Annotated in this window: 11 protein-coding genes; 6 read left to right on the top strand and 5 right to left on the bottom strand. The window is 67.0% G+C overall.

Annotated elements, in window-relative coordinates; all coding sequences use genetic code 11:
* Positions 1-17 precede the first annotated feature (17 nt).
* The gene (locus tag AB0N05_RS20590; RefSeq protein WP_364696234.1) at positions 18-1,910 is read right to left on the bottom strand and encodes a serine/threonine-protein kinase; all 1,893 of its coding nucleotides are present in this window, start codon (positions 1,908-1,910) and stop codon (positions 18-20) included.
* A gap of 129 nt (positions 1,911-2,039) precedes the next feature.
* Here AB0N05_RS20590 and AB0N05_RS20585 point away from each other — a divergent pair, with 129 nt between their 5' ends.
* The 3 genes from AB0N05_RS20585 to AB0N05_RS20575 all read left to right on the top strand — a co-directional run bounded on the left by AB0N05_RS20585 (position 2,040) and on the right by AB0N05_RS20575 (position 9,600).
* Entirely contained in the window at positions 2,040-5,282 is a 3,243-nt protein-coding gene (locus AB0N05_RS20585) for an arabinosyltransferase domain-containing protein (protein WP_364696231.1), read from the top strand.
* A gap of 98 nt (positions 5,283-5,380) precedes the next feature.
* The gene (locus AB0N05_RS20580) at positions 5,381-8,689 is read left to right on the top strand and encodes an arabinosyltransferase domain-containing protein (protein ID WP_364696556.1); all 3,309 of its coding nucleotides are present in this window, start codon (positions 5,381-5,383) and stop codon (positions 8,687-8,689) included.
* A 140-nt stretch (positions 8,690-8,829) separates the two neighbouring features.
* Entirely contained in the window at positions 8,830-9,600 is a 771-nt protein-coding gene (locus tag AB0N05_RS20575) for an alpha/beta hydrolase (protein ID WP_364696228.1), read from the top strand.
* 19 nt (positions 9,601-9,619) lie between these two features.
* Here AB0N05_RS20575 and AB0N05_RS20570 read toward each other — a convergent pair whose 3' ends face one another.
* A complete protein-coding gene (locus AB0N05_RS20570; protein ID WP_364696225.1) occupies positions 9,620-9,820 on the bottom strand; it encodes a DUF5988 family protein in 201 nt (66 codons plus the stop codon).
* A 60-nt stretch (positions 9,821-9,880) separates the two neighbouring features.
* Positions 9,881-10,516: a zinc ABC transporter ATP-binding protein AztA gene (gene aztA, locus AB0N05_RS20565; RefSeq protein ID WP_364696222.1), complete on the bottom strand. Its 636-nt coding sequence runs from the start codon at positions 10,514-10,516 to the stop codon at positions 9,881-9,883.
* Between the two features lie 51 nt (positions 10,517-10,567).
* Between aztA and aztB the strand changes: the two genes are divergently transcribed.
* From aztB to aztD, 3 genes are read left to right on the top strand one after another with little or no spacing between them, the layout of a single operon-like run.
* Positions 10,568-12,694: a zinc ABC transporter permease AztB gene (gene aztB / locus AB0N05_RS20560; protein ID WP_364696219.1), complete on the top strand. Its 2,127-nt coding sequence runs from the start codon at positions 10,568-10,570 to the stop codon at positions 12,692-12,694.
* Between the two features lie 32 nt (positions 12,695-12,726).
* Positions 12,727-13,596 (top strand): zinc ABC transporter substrate-binding protein AztC, encoded by an 870-nt coding sequence (gene aztC, locus AB0N05_RS20555; protein ID WP_364696553.1) that lies wholly within the window; start codon positions 12,727-12,729, stop codon positions 13,594-13,596.
* A gap of 34 nt (positions 13,597-13,630) precedes the next feature.
* Positions 13,631-14,794, top strand: a complete 1,164-nt coding sequence (gene aztD / locus AB0N05_RS20550; protein ID WP_364696216.1) for a zinc metallochaperone AztD — start codon at positions 13,631-13,633, stop codon at positions 14,792-14,794.
* Between the two features lie 126 nt (positions 14,795-14,920).
* Here aztD and AB0N05_RS20545 read toward each other — a convergent pair whose 3' ends face one another.
* Together AB0N05_RS20545 and AB0N05_RS20540 are read right to left on the bottom strand one after the other, a co-directional pair.
* Entirely contained in the window at positions 14,921-15,391 is a 471-nt protein-coding gene (locus AB0N05_RS20545) for a hypothetical protein (protein WP_364696213.1), read from the bottom strand.
* A 199-nt stretch (positions 15,392-15,590) separates the two neighbouring features.
* On the bottom strand, positions 15,591-17,135 hold the full coding sequence (locus AB0N05_RS20540; protein ID WP_364696210.1) for an acyl-CoA carboxylase subunit beta: 1,545 nt from the start codon (positions 17,133-17,135) through the stop codon (positions 15,591-15,593).
* Positions 17,136-17,182: the final 47 nt, after the last annotated feature.

Below are 17,182 nucleotides of genomic sequence, written 5' to 3'. Positions count from 1 at the left end.
TCCGGCTGTGCGAGCGCCTATTTGAGGGGCGCTCGGTACAGCCAGTCGGTGAGGACCTGATCGATCGTGTGGCCCGGCCAGCGGACCACGAGGACGAAGCGGGAGCGGGGGTCGCCGTCGGGGAAGGTGACGGCGGTGAGGATGTGGCGGGCGTCGGAGTCCTTCTGGTTCGCCGGGTCGACCGCGCCCTCGGCGGTGATGGTCAGTTCACCGGGCACGTCCTGATGGCTGAATATGGTGGTGCGGGTGGCCTTCTCGGCGAAGAACAGGGTGGCGGCGGATTGGGCCGGGCGGGTGCCGAAGTCGAAGACGTCGAAGCGCACCTGGCCGGTGGAATCCTCCGCATTGCAGACGATTCGGCGTGCGCCCTGGGCGCCCGAGGTGTCGGCGGGGCCCGGATCGCGTTTCTGGCAGGACGAACCCTGCCAGCCGACCGCGCGACCGTTCGAGGCGAGCTGGCCGACCAGACTGGGGAATGCTTGTGCGATGGCGGCGTGATCGCCCCAGGATTCGGCGACCTTGTCGGCATTGGTGTACGTGATCAGGCCGCTCACATCGGTTTTGCGGCTGACCCGGCCGTCGGGAAGCAGGGTGAGGGTGGTGGGTCCATTGGCGCGGCAGGCGTTCGCCGGTTCGCGGGCGACGATCTCGGAGGTGCCGATGAGTATGCGGTCGCCATCGGAGGGCACCTGGTCCAGCGGAGCCGAGAACTGGCAGTGGAACGTGGATCCATTGGGCAGCACGCCATCCACGATGTTGGACAGCACCGGATCGCTGCGCTTGCCCTGCTGCACGACCAGGCGATAGTTGGTCTGGCCCTCGGTGGCCAGCCAGGTGCCGACGAACTTGTCCGGCACCAGGCCCGCCGCCGGGTTGGGCTCCTCGCCGCCTTGGCTGAGCGCGTAGGCGACCCCGCCACCCACGACCAGTGCGACGATGGCCGCGGGAATGACGACCTTCCTGCGTAATAGCCGCTGCCACGGTGACTTTCGCTCGTCGGCGGGTGCCGGAATCGGTGTGGAGCGTGGCCGCGGGGTGAACAGGCTGCGCGCCGGTGCGGTGACCGCCATGGCCGGGTCCGAGTAGTACGCCTGGGTGGCGGCCTGGGTGAATTCCACGCAGCTGGGGTACCGGTCGTCCGGGTTCTTGGCCAGGGCGCGTTCCAGCACCGCGTCCAGGGCGACCGGCAGATCGGGGCGAATGGTGCTGGCCCGCAGTGGTTTCTCCTGGGTGTGGGCGTGCACCCAGCCCAGCAGATTGTCGGCGGTGAACGGCCGCTGATCGGTGAGCAGCACGAAAAGCGTGCACGCCAAGGAGTATTGATCGGATTTCGGACCGACCGGTTTGCCTGACACCTGCTCCGGTGACGCGAAAGCGAAAGTGGCGGAGATATTTCCGGGATGCGTGAGGTTCGTCGTCTCATCCCGAATCCGGGCGATCCCGAAGTCGCCCAGCAAGGCCCGCTCCGGCCGCCCCTCATCGGGCGCGGCGATCAGGATATTGGACGGCTTCACATCGCGATGCAGTACGCCCTTGCCGTGCGCGTAGTCCAGCGCGCCGCCGATCTCCTCGCCGATACGCAGCGCCCGCTCGGCCGAAACCCCGTGCAGCTCCGCGGCATCCACGCCCTCGATGTACTGCATGGAGATCCAGAACCGGTCATCGGCGACACCCCGGTCATAGACCTGGACGATATTCGGATGGTCGAAGTGCGCGGCGATATCCGCCTCACGCTCGAAGCGTTTCCACACCTCGGCGTCGGCTACCTCGCCCTCTTTCAAGATCTTCAAGGCCGTGAGCCTGGGTAGACGTGGGTGTCGCGCCGCGTAGACGACGCCTGAACCCCCCGCTCCGATTCGTCGCGCGATCACATACCCGGCGATCACTTCGCCAGGTCGCAGCTCGCTCATGCTTCCTCTTCACTCCCGGCCCGGCCCCTCGCCCAGTTCGGATACCAACCATCCTGGCCTACATCTGTCGTTCCGGCTACAGACGAGTCGCGAGTGACTGGATTCTCACGGTCTATAGCATCGGTGCTCGTGCGCGAAGACACCCGAAGGTTTCACCGCATCCGCCTCATCGCCCTGGTTTCCGGAGTCATCGGAATCCTGCTGGCGGTGTTGAGCCCCGTCCTGCCCGTGAAGCAGGATCGGCCGACCTTGAGTTGGCCGCAAGGTAATACGGTCAACGTCGAGGCACCCCTGGTGTCTTACGTGCCATTGAACTTCGACGTCAACCTGGGGTGCGAGGTCTTGCGGGACGCCCCGAACGGGACGCTGTTCTCGACCGTGCCGGCGGCTTCGGGGAAGGCCGCGGACAAGGGCCTCGTGATCAGGATCAGCGACGAGCCGACCACCGGACGCACGGTATCGGTACTGCTCCGGCTGATTCCGGTGCTGTCCGCGCCGCTGGCGGAGATCCAGGACTGCGGCTCGCTCGGCGTACATTCCGACGCCACGGAGACTCGGGCCGAGATCACCGGGGCCACGCGCAAGGACGGGACGCCGTTCGCGAACCGGATTCTCGGGGATACCCGGCCCCAACTGGTCGGCATGTTCAGTGATTTGAACCGGCAGCAACTCGGCGCATCCATGGCGTTCGCCGATATCGATGCCCGATTCAGCTCCAGCCCGACCTGGCTCAAGCGGCTGGCCATCATCGGCGCGGTGCTGTTCACGCTCAACGCATTGTTCGCCCTGCACCTGCTGGACACCAGCGACGGCCGCCGCCCGCGCCGCTTCCTGCCCGCGCACTGGTGGCGTGTCAGTCTCGCGGATGTGGGCGTACTCGGCACCCTCGCCGTCTGGCATGTCATCGGCGCCAATACATCCGACGACGGCTACATCCTGAATATGGCCCGGGCCTCCAAGGAATCCGGGTACATGGCCAACTACTACCGCTGGTTCGGTGTGGCCGAGGCCCCGTTCGGATGGCCGTACGAGGTGCTCGCCTGGATGACCCGGATCAGCGATGCCAGCCCGTGGATGCGATTGCCCTCGCTACTGGCCGGAATCGTCTGCTGGCTGGTCATCAGCCGGGAAGTGCTGCCGCGCCTGGGTTCCCGGGTGCGACGCGACCGGGTGGCGATCTGGACCGCCGCGCTGGTGTTCCTGGCCGCCTGGATGCCCTACGACAATGGCCTGCGCCCCGAACCGCTGATCGCCGCGGGCGCACTGCTCACCTGGTGCTCCATCGAACGCGCCATTGCCACCGGACGACTGCTGCCCGCCGCGATCGCGGTGCTGATCGCGGGCTTCTCGCTCGCGGCCGGGCCGACCGGTTTGATCTGCCTCGCCGCGCTCATCGCCGGATCCCGGCCCGTCCTGCAGGCAATCCTGAAGCGCGCCAAGGGCGAAGGCTCGGCATTGCTGCGGTACGGCGCGCTGTTCGCACCCGGCATCGCGGCCGGAACCCTGGTGCTGGTGGTGGTTTTCGCCGATCAGACGCTGGCCTCGGTCATGGAGGCGACCCGGGTCCGCACCCTGATCGGCCCCAATGTGGCCTGGTTCGATGAGCGCACCCGCTGGGATTCGCTGCTCATGCTCTCCCCCGACGGGTCGCTCTCACGCCGGTTCGGGATTCTCGCCATGCTGCTGTGCCTCGGCGTCTGCGTGCTGGTCATGCTGCGCAAGAACGGCCGCATTCCGGGCACCTCGCGCGGGCCGTCGGCGCGGATTCTGGGCATTGTCTTCATGTCGCTGTTCCTGATGATGTTCACGCCCACCAAGTGGACGCATCACTTCGGCGTGTACGCCGGGCTCGCCGGATCGGTGGCGGCGCTGGCCGCGGTCGCGGTGGGGGTCAACGGTATTCGCTCGCCACGCAATCGCACGCTGTTCACGGCGGCTGTGTTCTTCCTGCTCGCCATGACCTTCACCGGCCCCAATGGCTGGTGGTACGTGTCCAGCTACGGCGTGCCGTGGTTCGACAAGGCCCCGCTCATCGCGGGCAAGGGCTTCTCCACGCTGTTCCTCGGCCTGGCGATTCTGTCCCTGCTGTTCGCGCTCTGGCAGCACTATCGGGAGCCGTACGCGAAGGCCAAGCCGGAGCGCAAGTTCGACAAGTTCGCCACCATGCCGCTCACCATCGCGGCGGCCGTCCTGGTGCTGTTCGAGGTGCTGTCGCTGGCCAAGGCGGCGGTCACCCAATACCCGGCATACTCCATTGCCGCCTCGAATCTGCGTTCGCTGACCGGGGATTCGTGCGCATTGGCCAATGACGTGCTGGTGGAGACCGATACCAAGGACTCCCTGTTGCACCCGTGGACCGGCTCCGACGCCGACGGATTGTCGGCCAAGAACACCGGATTCACGCCGAACGGCGTGGCATCCGACCTCACCGCCGATGCGGAGGAGACCGTCTCCGGCGGTGCGAACTCGGTGAGCAAGGACTCCAAGAACAAGACCACCAACACCACCGGTGCGGGCACCGGCGGCGGTAAGAGCGAGGAGACCGGCATCAATGGCAGCACGGTCGCGCTGCCGTTCGGCCTGGACCCGGCCACCACGCCCGTCCTCGGCAGCTATACCGATGGCGAACAGCAGGTTTCGAACCTGACCACCGAGTGGTACAAGTTCGATCCCGCCGTGCGCGACAACCCGGACTACAAGGTCCTGGTGATCACCGCGGCGGGCCGCATCCGGTCCTTCACCAAGGACGGGGTGGAAACCTACGGTCAGGACCTGTTCCTGGAATACGGGACCCGCGCCGCCGACGGCACCGTCACCGACGTCCACCAGATCCGGCCCACCGATATCGGCCCGAACCCGTCCTGGCGCAATCTGCGTATCCCCCTGGATCAGATTCCGGCGGGGGCCAATGCCGTTCGCCTGGTCGCCGACGACCGCGACATCACCCCGCGTCAGTGGCTGGCCGTCACCCCGCCCCGCCTGCCCAAGCTGGAATCGCTGAATACCCTTGTCGGCCACACCGACCCGGTCCTCGAGGACTGGCATGTCGGCCTCGCCTTCCCCTGCCAGCGCCCGTTCGACCACCACGACGGCGTGGCCGAGGTGCCGCGGTGGCGCATCCTCCCGGACCGGACCGGGTCGGACGCCTCCAATGCCTGGCAGGACGATATCGGCGGCGGCCCGCTCGGCTGGACCGGCCTCCTCCTGAAATCCCAGACCATCCCGTCGTATCTGAACCACGACTGGGCCCGTGACTGGGGTTCGCTCGAGAAGTACACCCCCTACGTCCCCGACGCCGTCCCCGCCAAGCTGAACGTCACGGTCGAGACCCGCTCGGGCCTCGCCAAGGACTCCCCCATCCGGGCGAAATAGCGGCAGACACCCCATGCGATTCGCATCGCCGGAGTGAAGAGGGCCACTCCGGCGATGGGCAGATACCATCAGCAACCGTGCCCGACGCCTCTGCTGTGCTGACAAAGCCGAATCCACCGGCAACCGCCCCCGCGACGCCGGGGGATTATCGGATCGCGAAGCTGATCGCGATCGTCGCGGGCGTGCTGGGGGCGCTGTTCGCGCTGGCCACGCCGTTCTTGCCGGTCAAGCAGACCACCGCGGTGGTGAATTGGCCGCAGGACGGGACGCTCGCCAGCATCGACGCGCCGCTCATGTCGCAGGTGCCGTTGGACCTGAGCGTCAGCATCCCGTGTTCGGCGGTGCAGCAACTGGATCCGCGCGGCGGCATTCTGCTGGCGACCGCGCCGCCGCAGGGCAAGGGCGCGGACCTGGAATCCATGTTCGTGCGCGTCTCGGGCGAGAGCGTGGATGTGCTGGACCGCAATGCGGTGGTGGCGTCGGCGCCGCGATCGGAGTTGAGCCAGTGCTCCTCGATCGATATCAGCTCCGATATCAACCGGACTTACGCGAAATTCGTCGGCCTGACCCACACCGTCGAGAAGGCCACTCCCGACGGCGGCAAGGAATTGGTCACCGTCGATGTCGAGGGCAAGCTCGACGGTGATCTGCGGCCGCAGGTGGTCGGCGTCTTCACCGATATGAAAGGCGCGGTCCCGGAGGGCCTTTCGTTCCATATGACGGTGGACTCGCGGTTCTCCTCCACTCCCACGATTCTCAAGCTGGTCGCGATCATCGCCGCCGTGCTGCTGACCCTGCTGGCCATGGGCGCACTGGCCAAGCTCGACACCAGCGACGGCCGCGGGCACCGGCGCATTCTCCCGGCCAAGTGGCTGCGGCCGACCTGGGCGGACGGCGGCGTCATCGGCACGCTCGCGGTGTGGCACTTCATCGGCGCGAACACCTCCGACGACGGCTACATCATGACCATGGTCCGGGTCGCGCCGCACGCCGGTTATATGGCCAACTACTTCCGCTGGTTCGGCGTGCCCGAGGCGCCGTTCGGCTGGTATTACTACGTGATCCAGGCGTTCTCGGAGATCTCCACCGCCAGCCCGGTGGTGCGAATTCCGGCGCTGCTGTGCGGAATTCTGTGCTGGATGGTGATCAGCCGCGAGGTTGTACCGCGTCTCGGGCGCGGCGTCGCCACCTCCAAGGTGGCGCTGTGGACCGGCGGTCTGGTGTTCCTCGCCTTCTGGCTGCCCTACGACAATGGCCTGCGCTCGGAGCCGATCGTGGCGCTCGGCGCACTGCTCACCTGGGTGTCCATCGAACGAGCCATTGCCACTTCACGATTGCTGCCCGCGGCGGTCGCGGTGCTGGTCGCGGCATTCACCCTCGCAGCCGCACCGACCGGTCTGATGTGTGTGGCGGCCCTGCTCGCCGGTATCCGGCCCCTCGTGCGGATCGTGGTGCGCCGCCGCAAGCAGTTCGGTGATCTGGCACTGCTCGCACCCATCGCGGCGGCCGGAGTCCTGGTGCTGGTGGTCGTCTTCGGCGATCAGACCTTCGCCGGGATCATGGAGGCCAACCGGGTTCGCCAGGCCGTCGGCCCGAACCTGGCCTGGTACGAGGACTACCTGCGCTACTACTACCTGTTCGTGGAAACCGTGGACGGCTCGCTCGCGCGCCGGTTCGCCTTCCTGCTCATGATCCTGTGCCTCATCACCACCATGCTGGTGCTGCTGCGCCGGCGGCAGGTGGCGGGCATCGCGTCCGGGCCGACCTGGCGGTTGATGGGCGTGGTCTTCGGAACCATCTTCTTCATGATGTTCAACCCGACCAAGTGGACACACCACTTCGGCGCGTACGCGGGTATCGCGGGTGCGCTGGCGGCGGTGACCGCGGTTGCGGTGTCCGCCACCGCATTGCGGTCGCGGAAGAACCGGTCGGTGTTCCTGGCGGGCCTGCTGTTCACGCTGGCGCTCGCCTTCTCCGGCATCAATGGCTACTGGTACGTGTCCAGCTACGGCGTGCCGTGGTACGACAAGCGCGTCTCGCTGCACGGCTACCAGTCCAACACCCTCATGCTGGTGCTGTTCGGCCTGGCACTGGCGGTGGTCGCCTGGCAGTCGCTGCGCGAGGGCTACGCCAAGCCGATGGAGAACGGGAAGACCAAGCGCGGCAGGCGGGTTCGCAAGTTCGCCGCCATCCCGCTCACCGTGATCGCGGCGCTCATGGTGCTGTTCGAGGTGATGTCGCTGGCCAAGGGCGCGCTCTCGCAGTACCCGGCGTACTCGCTGGCCCGCTCCAACTTCGACGCGCTCGGCGGCAATAGCTGCGGACTCGCCAATGACGTACTGGTGGAAGCCAATCCGAACGGCGGCAATCTGCCGCCGATCATCGACCAGGCCAACCCGCCCAAGGACAATGATCCGCTCGCCGGGGCCAACCCGGTCGGCTTCTCCCCCAATGGCGTATCCGAGAAGCTGGACGCCGACAGCGTCGAGGTGAAGCCGGGCACCGGCAATACCTCCAGCCAGACCGTCGGCCCGGCCTTCGAGAAGGGTCAGAGCGCGGGCACCGGCGGCGGCAAGGGCGCCGAGGGCGTGAACGGCTCGACCGTGGCGCTGCCGTTCGGCTTGGACCCGGCCACCACGCCGGTCATGGGCAGCTGGCAGGACGGCGTGCAGCAGCCCGCCAACCTGACCTCCAGCTGGTATCAGCTGCCTGCGCGCTCGGAGGATTCGCCGCTGATCGTCATCTCGGCGGCCGGGCGCATCATGTCGCACGACGACACCGGCAATATGACCTACGGTCAGTCGCTGCTGGTGCAGTACGGGCATCAGAACCCGGACGGCTCCGTCACCGATCTCAAGCAGTTCTACGAGCCGCGCGATGTCGGCCCGGCCCCGTCCTGGCGCAATCTGCGGGTGCCGATGGATGCCGTTCCGGCCGAAGTGAATGCGGTGCGCATTGTCGCCAATGACCCGATCCTGATCGGCGATCAGTGGCTGGCGTTCACCCCGCCGCGCGTGCCCAAGCTACAGACGCTCAATACCTTCATCGGTACCGAGCAGCCGGTCCTCGAGGACTGGGCGGTCGGCCTGCAATTCCCGTGCCAGCGCCCCTTCGACCACCGCTACGGCGTGGCCGAGGTGCCGAACTACCGCATCCTGCCGGACCGCCCGCTCGCCATCAGCTCCACAAATACCTGGCAGGCAGGCGAGAACGGCGGCCCGCTCGGCTTCACCGAGATGCTCGCCAAGTCCGAGACCATCCCGACCTATCTGAAGAACAACTGGGCGCGGGACTGGGGTTCGCTGGAGAAGTACGAGCAGTACTACCCGGCCAAGGCCGCCGAGATCCAGACCGGGACGGCAACCCGCTCCGGCTTCTGGTCCCCCGGCAAGCTCCGGGTGTTCTAGCCCGAACCACGCAAACCTGAAGCAGCCGCCCGCACTCCGCGGGCGGCTGCTTCCTTTTCGGTCGATGCCGTCACCACCGACTTCACCGCGACGCGGCACCCGTTGTGCGGCCGCCCGGTTCCACCCGGGAGGATGTACGCATGTCTAACGTTCAGCTCGGTGATGTGGCCACTTGGTACGACGTGCACGGGGACGGCGAACCGGTGGTGCTGCTGCACGGCGGGCTGGTCGACTCGCGCATGTTCGCACCGGCCATGCCGGTGCTCGTGGGGCGCTTCCGGATGTACACGACCGACCGTCGCGGGCACGGACACACTCCCGATATCGACGGTCCACTGTCCTATGACGTGATGGCCGACGACACCATCGCCTTCCTGGAGAAGGTGGTCAGGGAGCCCGCGCATCTGGTCGGGCACAGCGATGGCGCGAACGTGGCGCTGCTGGTGGCCTTGAAGCGACCGGACCTGGTACGCCGAATCGTGTTGATCAGCGGCAACTTCCACCACGACGGGGTCGAACCGGAGTTGCTCGAGGAGATCCTGGAACCGGACACGCTGCGCTATCTGGGCGCTCGCCACGGCGAGGTGTCGCCGGACGGTGAGGAGCACTTCCCGGTGCTGGCGCGCAAGGTGGTCGAGATGGCGCGCACCCAGCCGACTCTCACCCCCGAGGACCTGCACGCGGTGGCGGCACGCACGCTGGTCATGGCCGGGGACGACGACGCGATCACGCTGGAGCACACCATTGCGCTCTACCGCGCGATTCCGAATTCCGAACTGGCCGTCGTCCCGGGCACTTCACATCTGCTGGTCATGGAGAAGCCGAACGAGGTCTACGGCCTGATCGCCGACTTCCTTTCCACAGAGCCGGTGCCGACGCGGCAGCCCATCCGCCGCGCCGCTGAGGTCTGATCGGCCTGAGCTACGACGGTCACCCGTCTATGTGAGCGACCCATTCGTAGACGGGGAGGCTGCCCTCCGCTGTGTCTTCCCACCGCGGCGTCACCTTGAAGCGTTCGTAGCCGCTGCCGTGGGCCACCCGCAGCTCGATACCGGGCGGCGTAATCGGGACGATCCGCGGTTTCAGGCCGTCAGGCCCGCCTTCGAGCAATGCCTTCGGTGAGCTACTCATAGCTGAAGGCTCTCACATCCGACACGGTCGACCGGTCGATTCGGTGTAATCGGCGAGCCGCTACGACTGGGCCTCGAGGTGCAGGCGATGGTGCGCCCGGGCGGCCTCGTCGTGGTCGTGGGTGGCCTGCACGACGGTGACATTCGTGGCGGCGATTTCATGCAGCACGCGCGAAATCTCGTCGCGGGCCGCGATATCCAAACCCGTTGCGGGCTCGTCCAATAGGAGTAGATCCGAGTCCTGCGCCAGGGCCTGAGCCAGCAGCGTGCGCTGACGCTGACCGCCGGAGAGCGCGCTCAGGCGGCGATCGGCCAGGTCGGCGACGCCCATGCGGTCCATGCAGCTCCCGATGAGCGCCTTGTCCTGCCGGGTGAGCCGACGCCACGGGCCGCGATGCGCCCACCGCCCCATGGCCACCGTCTGCCGGACCGTGATCGGCAGCGCCTGCGGAATCGCGGCCTGCTGCACGACCAGAGCCGGTCGTCGGCTGCCGGTGCGCTCGACGGTTCCCGAAATCGGCGACAGCACCCCCGCGAGCACCCCGAGCAGCGTGGATTTCCCGGAACCGTTCGGACCGACAATCGCGGTCACGCGACCTGCCGGAATAGCGGCCGAAAGCCCGTGCAGAACGGTACGCCCGGCATAACCGGCACATAGCTCGTCGATCCGGATGGACGTGGGCTGATCACTGTGCACTATCTCACCTAACTTGAACTGAAAATCATTTTCACTATACGGTCTGGCCCCATGGATTGGCTGACCGTCCCCCTCGAGGTGTCCTTCGTGCAGCGCGCACTCTGGGGCGGCCTGCTCGTCTCCTGCCTCTGCGCACTCGCCGGAACCTGGATCGTGGTGCGCGGCATGGCATTCCTCGGCGACGCCATGGCCCACGGCATGCTGCCCGGGGTTGCGGTGGCCTCGCTGCTCGGCGGGAACCTGCTGCTCGGCGCGGGATTGAGCGCGGCGGCCATGGCCATCGGAGTGACGGCGCTCGGGCGGAATACGCGATTCTCGCCGGATATAGCCATCGGGCTGCTGTTCGTGGGAATGCTGTCGCTCGGCGTGATCATCGTGTCGCGGTCGCAATCGTTCGCTGTCGACGTGACCGGATTCCTCTTCGGCGATGTGCTCGGCATTCGCGACCGCGACCTGCTCTACCTGCTGATCGCGCTGGCAGCAGCCGCGACGATCACCGCACTCGGGCATCGCGCCTTCGTGGCACTGGCCTTCGACCCGCGCAAGGCCGCCACCCTGGGACTGCGCCCCCGCCTGGCACAAGCCGCCCTACTCGCCTTGGTCACCCTTGCGATCGTCTCGTCCTTCCACATCGTCGGAACACTCCTGGTATTCGGCCTGCTCATCGCGCCACCGGCGGCGGCGACCTACTGGACCAACCGGATTCCGATCATGATGCTGCTCGCCGCGATATTCGGCGGAGTGGCCACGGTGGCCGGACTCTCGATCTCCTGGCATGCCGAGACCGCGGCGGGAGCAACCATCGCCGCGGTCGCGGTCGGGATATTCTTCGCGTCCGCGGTCGCCGCGCAGGTGCGAGATCGACTGCGGCAGCACGGATCGGGACACCTACCGCGAGGCGGCCCGCCCGCTGCCGACCACGGGCGCGCGCGGAAATTCGGGCGCGGACCACAGCAACCGGCCAGGACCAGATCGAATTCTATTGTCCCGCTGGCTGTCCTGGTGGCAGCAGCACCGCTGGCGGGGTGCGGAGCGCAGCAGCATGGCGAGACACCCGAGGAAGTGCCACACGGATTCGTCGCGGGCGCGACGGAAATGGCGGAGGAGCAGCCTCGGCTCGTGGTGGCGGACAAGGGCACCGGCGCGATCCGGGTCGTCGATCTGACCAGCGAGAAGGTCAGTGATGGGGGTCGGGCACCCGGCGTCGAGCGACTGTTCACGGACGGGCGGCACGCGTACGCGATCACCGGGGGGATGGTGCGCATAGTCGACGGCGGTTCGTGGGTCGTGGACCACGGCGACCATATGCACTACTACCGGGCCGGAGTCCGGGAGGTCGGCGTACTCGACCACACCTGTGTGGCGCGCGAGCGCGGTGACCTGCGCGGGTGCGCCGACGTGGTGTCGGTGCACGGCGATGCGGGGGTCACCGCCGTCGCGTCGGAAACGCGCACCGTATTGCTCGACCGGGCCGCATTGGATGACGGGAAGGTCGTCGAGCGGAAGGCGGTCGACGGAATCGCCGTGCCGTACGCCGGGCGGCTCGTCGTGGCCTCGCCCGAGAACGGGCAGGTGGAGATCCGCGACCGGGATAGCCGATCGATCGCGGGCGTCACGGAGAGTTGCCCGGGGGCGAGCGGGACGGCGGTGACCCGGCGCGGAGTCGTATTCGGTTGTGCCGATGGGGCTTTGGTGGTGAATGAATCGGAAGGGACATTCACGGGGTCGAAGATCCGGTATCCGCAGAACGTCTCCGTCGAGGAGCAGGCAGTCGCCTTCACGCATCGGCCGGGGAGCGCCACTCTTGTCGCGAAGGCGGGCAAGCGCGGCGTGTGGGTGCTGGACCTCGCCGCGAAGGCGTGGACGTTCGTACCGACCGGACCGGTCGTGGCGGCGAATACGGCCGGGGAATCCGCGGCACTGTTGACGCTCACACGGGACGGCGTGCTGCATGCCTTCGATATCGCCACCGGCACGGAAACTGCTTGTACACAGGTGATTTCCGGGGCAGTGGATGACGCCGCGCCACCTGCGATCCACGTCGATCGGAGCCGGGCCTACCTCAATGACCCTGCGGCTCGGGCCATCCATGAGATCGACTATCGCGACAACCTGCGCCGGGCGCGGACGCTGCCGCTGGATATCGCGCCGACCTCCTTCGTGGAGACCGGGCTGTGAAGACACTCCTCCGGGCCTGCCTGGCCCTCGCGCTGCTGGCGGCCGTGACGAGTTGCGCGGAGCGCGGGTCGAGTCGCGCCGAAATCATTGTCACCACAAATATTCTCGGCGACATCACCCGGAATGTGGTCGGCGATGCCGCCCGGGTGACCGTGCTGATGCCGCCGAATGCCGACCCCCACCAGTTCGCCATCTCGGCGCGTCAGGCGGCAGCTCTCGAACGGGCCGCGCTGGTCGTGCACAACGGGCTGGGCCTCGAAGCGGGTGTGCGGCGCAATGTCGAGGCCGCCGAGCAGGCGGGTGTTCCGGCGGTGGCGGTCGGTGCGGCGGTCGATCCGATTCGGTACCGCGACAATGATTCCGCTGATCCGCACTTCTGGACGGATCCCATGCGAGTCCGCAAGGCCGCCGAGGTGATCAGCGCGCAGGTGCTCGAACATGTCGGCGGTATCGATGCGGGGGCGGTGCGCGCCGCGACCGACCGGTATCTGACCGAGCTCGACACGCTCGACGGGTGGATGCGGGAACGGTTCGCCACCATCGCGCCGGAGCAGCGCAAACTTGTCACCAATCATCACGTATTCGGTTATCTCGCAGAGCGATTCGGGTTCGAGGTGATCGGCGCGGTGATTCCGGGCGGCACCACGCTCGCCTCGCCCAGTGCCTCGGATCTGGCCGGACTGGCCGGAACCGTGCGCGCCGCCGAAGTGCGCGCCATCTTCGCCGATTCCTCGCAGTCCGATCGGCTGGCTCGGGTACTGGCCGAGCAGGCCGGACTGACTGTGCGGGTCATCTCCCTGTATTCAGAGTCGCTGACCGAGCCCGGCGGTGGGGCGGGCACCTACCTGGACATGATGCGCGCCAATACCGAGGCCATCGCGCGCGGACTGACCGGCATCTGAAACACCGAACCATCTCTGAGAACTGGAGTAGCACATGAGATTACGCTCGCGTGGCGGTCACGCCGTCGCATTGACCGGGCTCACCGTATCTGTCATTGCCCTGAGTGGTTGCGGCACCGGCGAATCCGAGCACGGTGCGCGGACCGCGATCGCCGAGCCGATCGCGGTCACCTATGACGGCGGTATCTACCTGCTCGATGGCAAGACACTCCAGCTCGCCGACGACGTGAAGCTGGACGGCTTCAACCGCCTCAACCCCGCCGGGGACGACAGCCACGTGATGGTGTCGACCACCGAGGGCTTCCGGGTGCTGGACGCGGCGCACGCCGAATTCACCGATATCGAATTCCCCGGAGCCAAACCGGGACACGTGGTCCGGCATGCCGGTCGCACCGTGCTGTTCACCGATGGGACCGGCGAGGTCCGGTCGTTCGATCCGGCGCAGCTGGAGAACAAGGCCCCGATCGTCGACTCCTACCGGGCCGCCGCACCGCATCACGGTGTCGCGGTGCAGCTCGCGAACGGCGATCTGGCGGTCACGCTCGGCACCGAGGAGAAGCGGGTCGGCATGGTGGTGCTGGACGCGCAGCGCAAGGAGATCGCGCGCAGCGAGGACTGCCCCGGCGTGCACGGCGAGGCGACCGCGCAGGGCGAGGCGGTCGTGATCGGCTGCCAGAACGGCGTACTCGTCTACCGCGACGGCGTGATCACCAAGGTCACCAGCCCGACCCCGTACGGCCGCATCGGCAATCAGTCCGGCAGCGACCTGTCCCCCATCGTGCTCGGTGACTACAAGCAGGATAAGGACGCCGAACTCGAACGGCCCCAACATGTTTCACTGATCGACACCCGCACCGGCACGCTCCGCCTGGTCGATCTCGGCACCAGCTACACCTTCCGCTCGCTGGCCCGCGGCCCGCACGGCGAGGGCCTGGTGCTCGGCACCGACGGCCGCGTCCACGTCATCGACCCGGAATCGGGCGCGGTGACCCGCACCATCCCGGTCGCCGCCGCCTTCGAAGAGCCGATCACATGGCAGCAGCCCCGCCCGGCCCTGTTCGTGCGCGGCGACACCGCCTACGTCTCCGATCCGGCGACCAAGCAGGTCCATCGCATCGACCTGACCACCGACAAGATCACCACCACCGCCACCCTCGCCGCCGCCCCCAACGAACTCAGCGGCGTCACCGGCCACTGATCCCGAAAAGCGAAGCGGGCGCCCATTTCTGGACGCCCGCTTCTTTTGACCGTTGATCGGAGGAAATCCATGCAGGCAATCGGGGGGTGGGTTTGCCTCCACGGATCCTTCGATTCAACAGCCGGTCTATTTGGCGTTAGGCGCGCTCGACTGCGGCGACGCGGCCCCGGAACTGGCCACCGTGGTCGGCGCGACGGTCGTGACCGGCGCATCGGTGGTCGTCGGCGCGACGGTGGTGGTCGGTGCGACAGTCGTCGTAGGCGCGACGGTCGTGGTCGCCGCAGCACTGGTGGTGGCGGCCGGAATCGGATCCGGGCACTTCCCCTGCTGCTCACCGAGAATATTGATCTCGGCATTCGACCGCGGATCCCCCGCGTAATTGATCTGGTCCGTGCACTTCACATAATTGTCCATAGGCGGCTGCCCCGGATCCCCCGCTGGCGGCTGCCCGCCCGAATCCCCCGGCTGCGCCACCGGCCCGGCCCCCGGCACACCCTGACCTCCGCCCGGCGCAGGCTGCCCGGCCTGCGGACCCCCCGGATTCCCCTGCGTAGCACCCGGACTCGTAGTCACCGTGGCCTTCACCGTCGAAGTCACCGACCCCGACCCCTTCACGGTCGTCGACGCCGAACTACCCGAATCACTCGAGCACCCCGCCAACCCCAGCACCGACACCGCAGCCAAAGCCACTGCGGCCAAACCAATCCGGGACACTCTTCCTCCTGCTACCCCAACCCACACTGAGGATCGACGGTAGTCAGGAATGCCCCACCCCGGTATAGGGCGAATGCCCTAATTACAACGGCAGCAGGTGGTGTTTGCGGGGGTTTCGGGGGATGCGTTTGTCGCGGAGGAGGTGGAGGGCTCGGCGGATTTCGAGGCGGGTGTGGGCGGGGTCGATCACCGAGTCGATGTAGCCTCGTTCGGCTGCTACCCAGGGGGTGGCGATGGTGGCGTTGTAGAAGTCGATCATTTGCTTGCGCATGGCGGCGCGCTGGTCTTCGGGGGCCGCTTCGAGAGACTTTGCGCCGATGAGGCTTACGGCGCTTTCCGCGCCCATGACGGCGATGCGGGCGGTCGGCCAGGCCAGGTTCACGTCCGCACCGAGTTGTTTGGAGCCCATGACGGCGTAGCCGCCGCCGTAGGACTTGCGGATCACGACGGTGACCTTGGGGACCGTGGCTTCCACGAAGGAGAAGATGAAGCGGCCGCCTCGTTTGATCACGCCGATCTTTTCCTGTTCGACACCGGGTAGGAAGCCGGGGGTGTCGACGACGAAGACCAAGGGGATTTCGAAGGCGTCGCAGATTCGGACGAAGTGGGCGGCCTTATCGGAGGCTCGAGCATCGAGAGCACCGGCGTAGACCATGGGCTGATTCGCGACCACGCCGACCGGGCGGCCGTCGACCCGGGCGAAGCCGCAGATGACATTCCGGCCCGCGGACTCACCGAATTCGTGGAACGCGCCGTCATCGAAGATGCGGATCAGGATGTCGTGCATGTCGTAACCGGCATTGTCGGCATCGGGGACGATGCCGCGGAGTTCCTGATCGGATTCGGTGAGCTCCGGTTCCAGACCGGGATTCACGATCGGCGCGAGTTCCTGACAGCTGGAGGGCAGGTAGCTCAGATAATCGCGAACCCATTGGAACGCTGCCGCTTCATCTTTCGCGACTTGGTGGATATTGCCGTACTCGGCCTGGCTACGCGCCCCACCCAACTCCTCGAGGCTGACATCCTCACCGGTGACCTCGCGAATCACCTTGGGACCGGTGACGAACATGTACGCCGCCTCGGTCGCCACCACCACATCGGTATTGATCGGGGCGTACACCGCGCCACCCGCGCAACTGCCCAGGATCATCGAAATCTGCGGCACCAGACCGGAAAGCGGCTCCTGACGACGGCCCAGCTCCGCATACCAGGCCAGCGAGGTGACCGCCTCCTGAACACGCGCGCCACCGGAATCATTGATGCCCACCACCGGGCACCCCACCTTGGCCGCGAACTCCATGATCCCGGCCACCTTGCGGCCGAACATCTCACCGACCGAACCGCCATAGACGGTCTGATCATGCGAGAAGACCGCGACGGGACGGCCCTCCACCAGCCCATGGCCGGTGACGACGCCGTCGCCGTACAGCGCGGTCTTGTCGCCCGGATTACGCACCAGCGCACCGATTTCCACGAAAGTCCCCGGATCGAGGAGCATTTTGATCCGGTCGCGGGCCGAAGGGATACCCTTCCTGGCCCGCTTGGAAACTCCCGCTTCTCCCGCCGGTTCTCTCGCGACGTCCAGCTTCAGTCGCAGGTCCGCGAGTTTCTCGGCGGTGGTGCTCACATGGCTCCCTTCGGCAAAAACCTACTTTCGCAGAACCTGTTTCGCGG

This window comes from Nocardia sp. NPDC051030 (assembly GCF_040683015.1).
GTDB lineage: Bacteria > Actinomycetota > Actinomycetes > Mycobacteriales > Mycobacteriaceae > Nocardia.
Note: the sequence above shows the minus strand (reverse complement) of the source record. Positions and strands in the feature narration are given on the sequence as shown.

Bases quoted from the DNA above. Each gene is read 5' to 3' on its own strand.
- AB0N05_RS20575 (WP_364696228.1), top strand. From the start codon at position 8,830: ATGTCTAACGTTCAGCTCGGTGATGTGGCCACTTGGTACGACGTGCAC.
- aztB (WP_364696219.1), top strand. From the start codon at position 10,568: ATGGATTGGCTGACCGTCCCCCTCGAGGTGTCCTTCGTGCAGCGCGCA.
- aztD (WP_364696216.1), top strand. From the start codon at position 13,631: ATGAGATTACGCTCGCGTGGCGGTCACGCCGTCGCATTGACCGGGCTC.
- AB0N05_RS20570 (WP_364696225.1), bottom strand. From the start codon at position 9,820: ATGAGTAGCTCACCGAAGGCATTGCTCGAAGGCGGGCCTGACGGCCTG.
- AB0N05_RS20590 (WP_364696234.1), bottom strand. From the start codon at position 1,910: ATGAGCGAGCTGCGACCTGGCGAAGTGATCGCCGGGTATGTGATCGCG.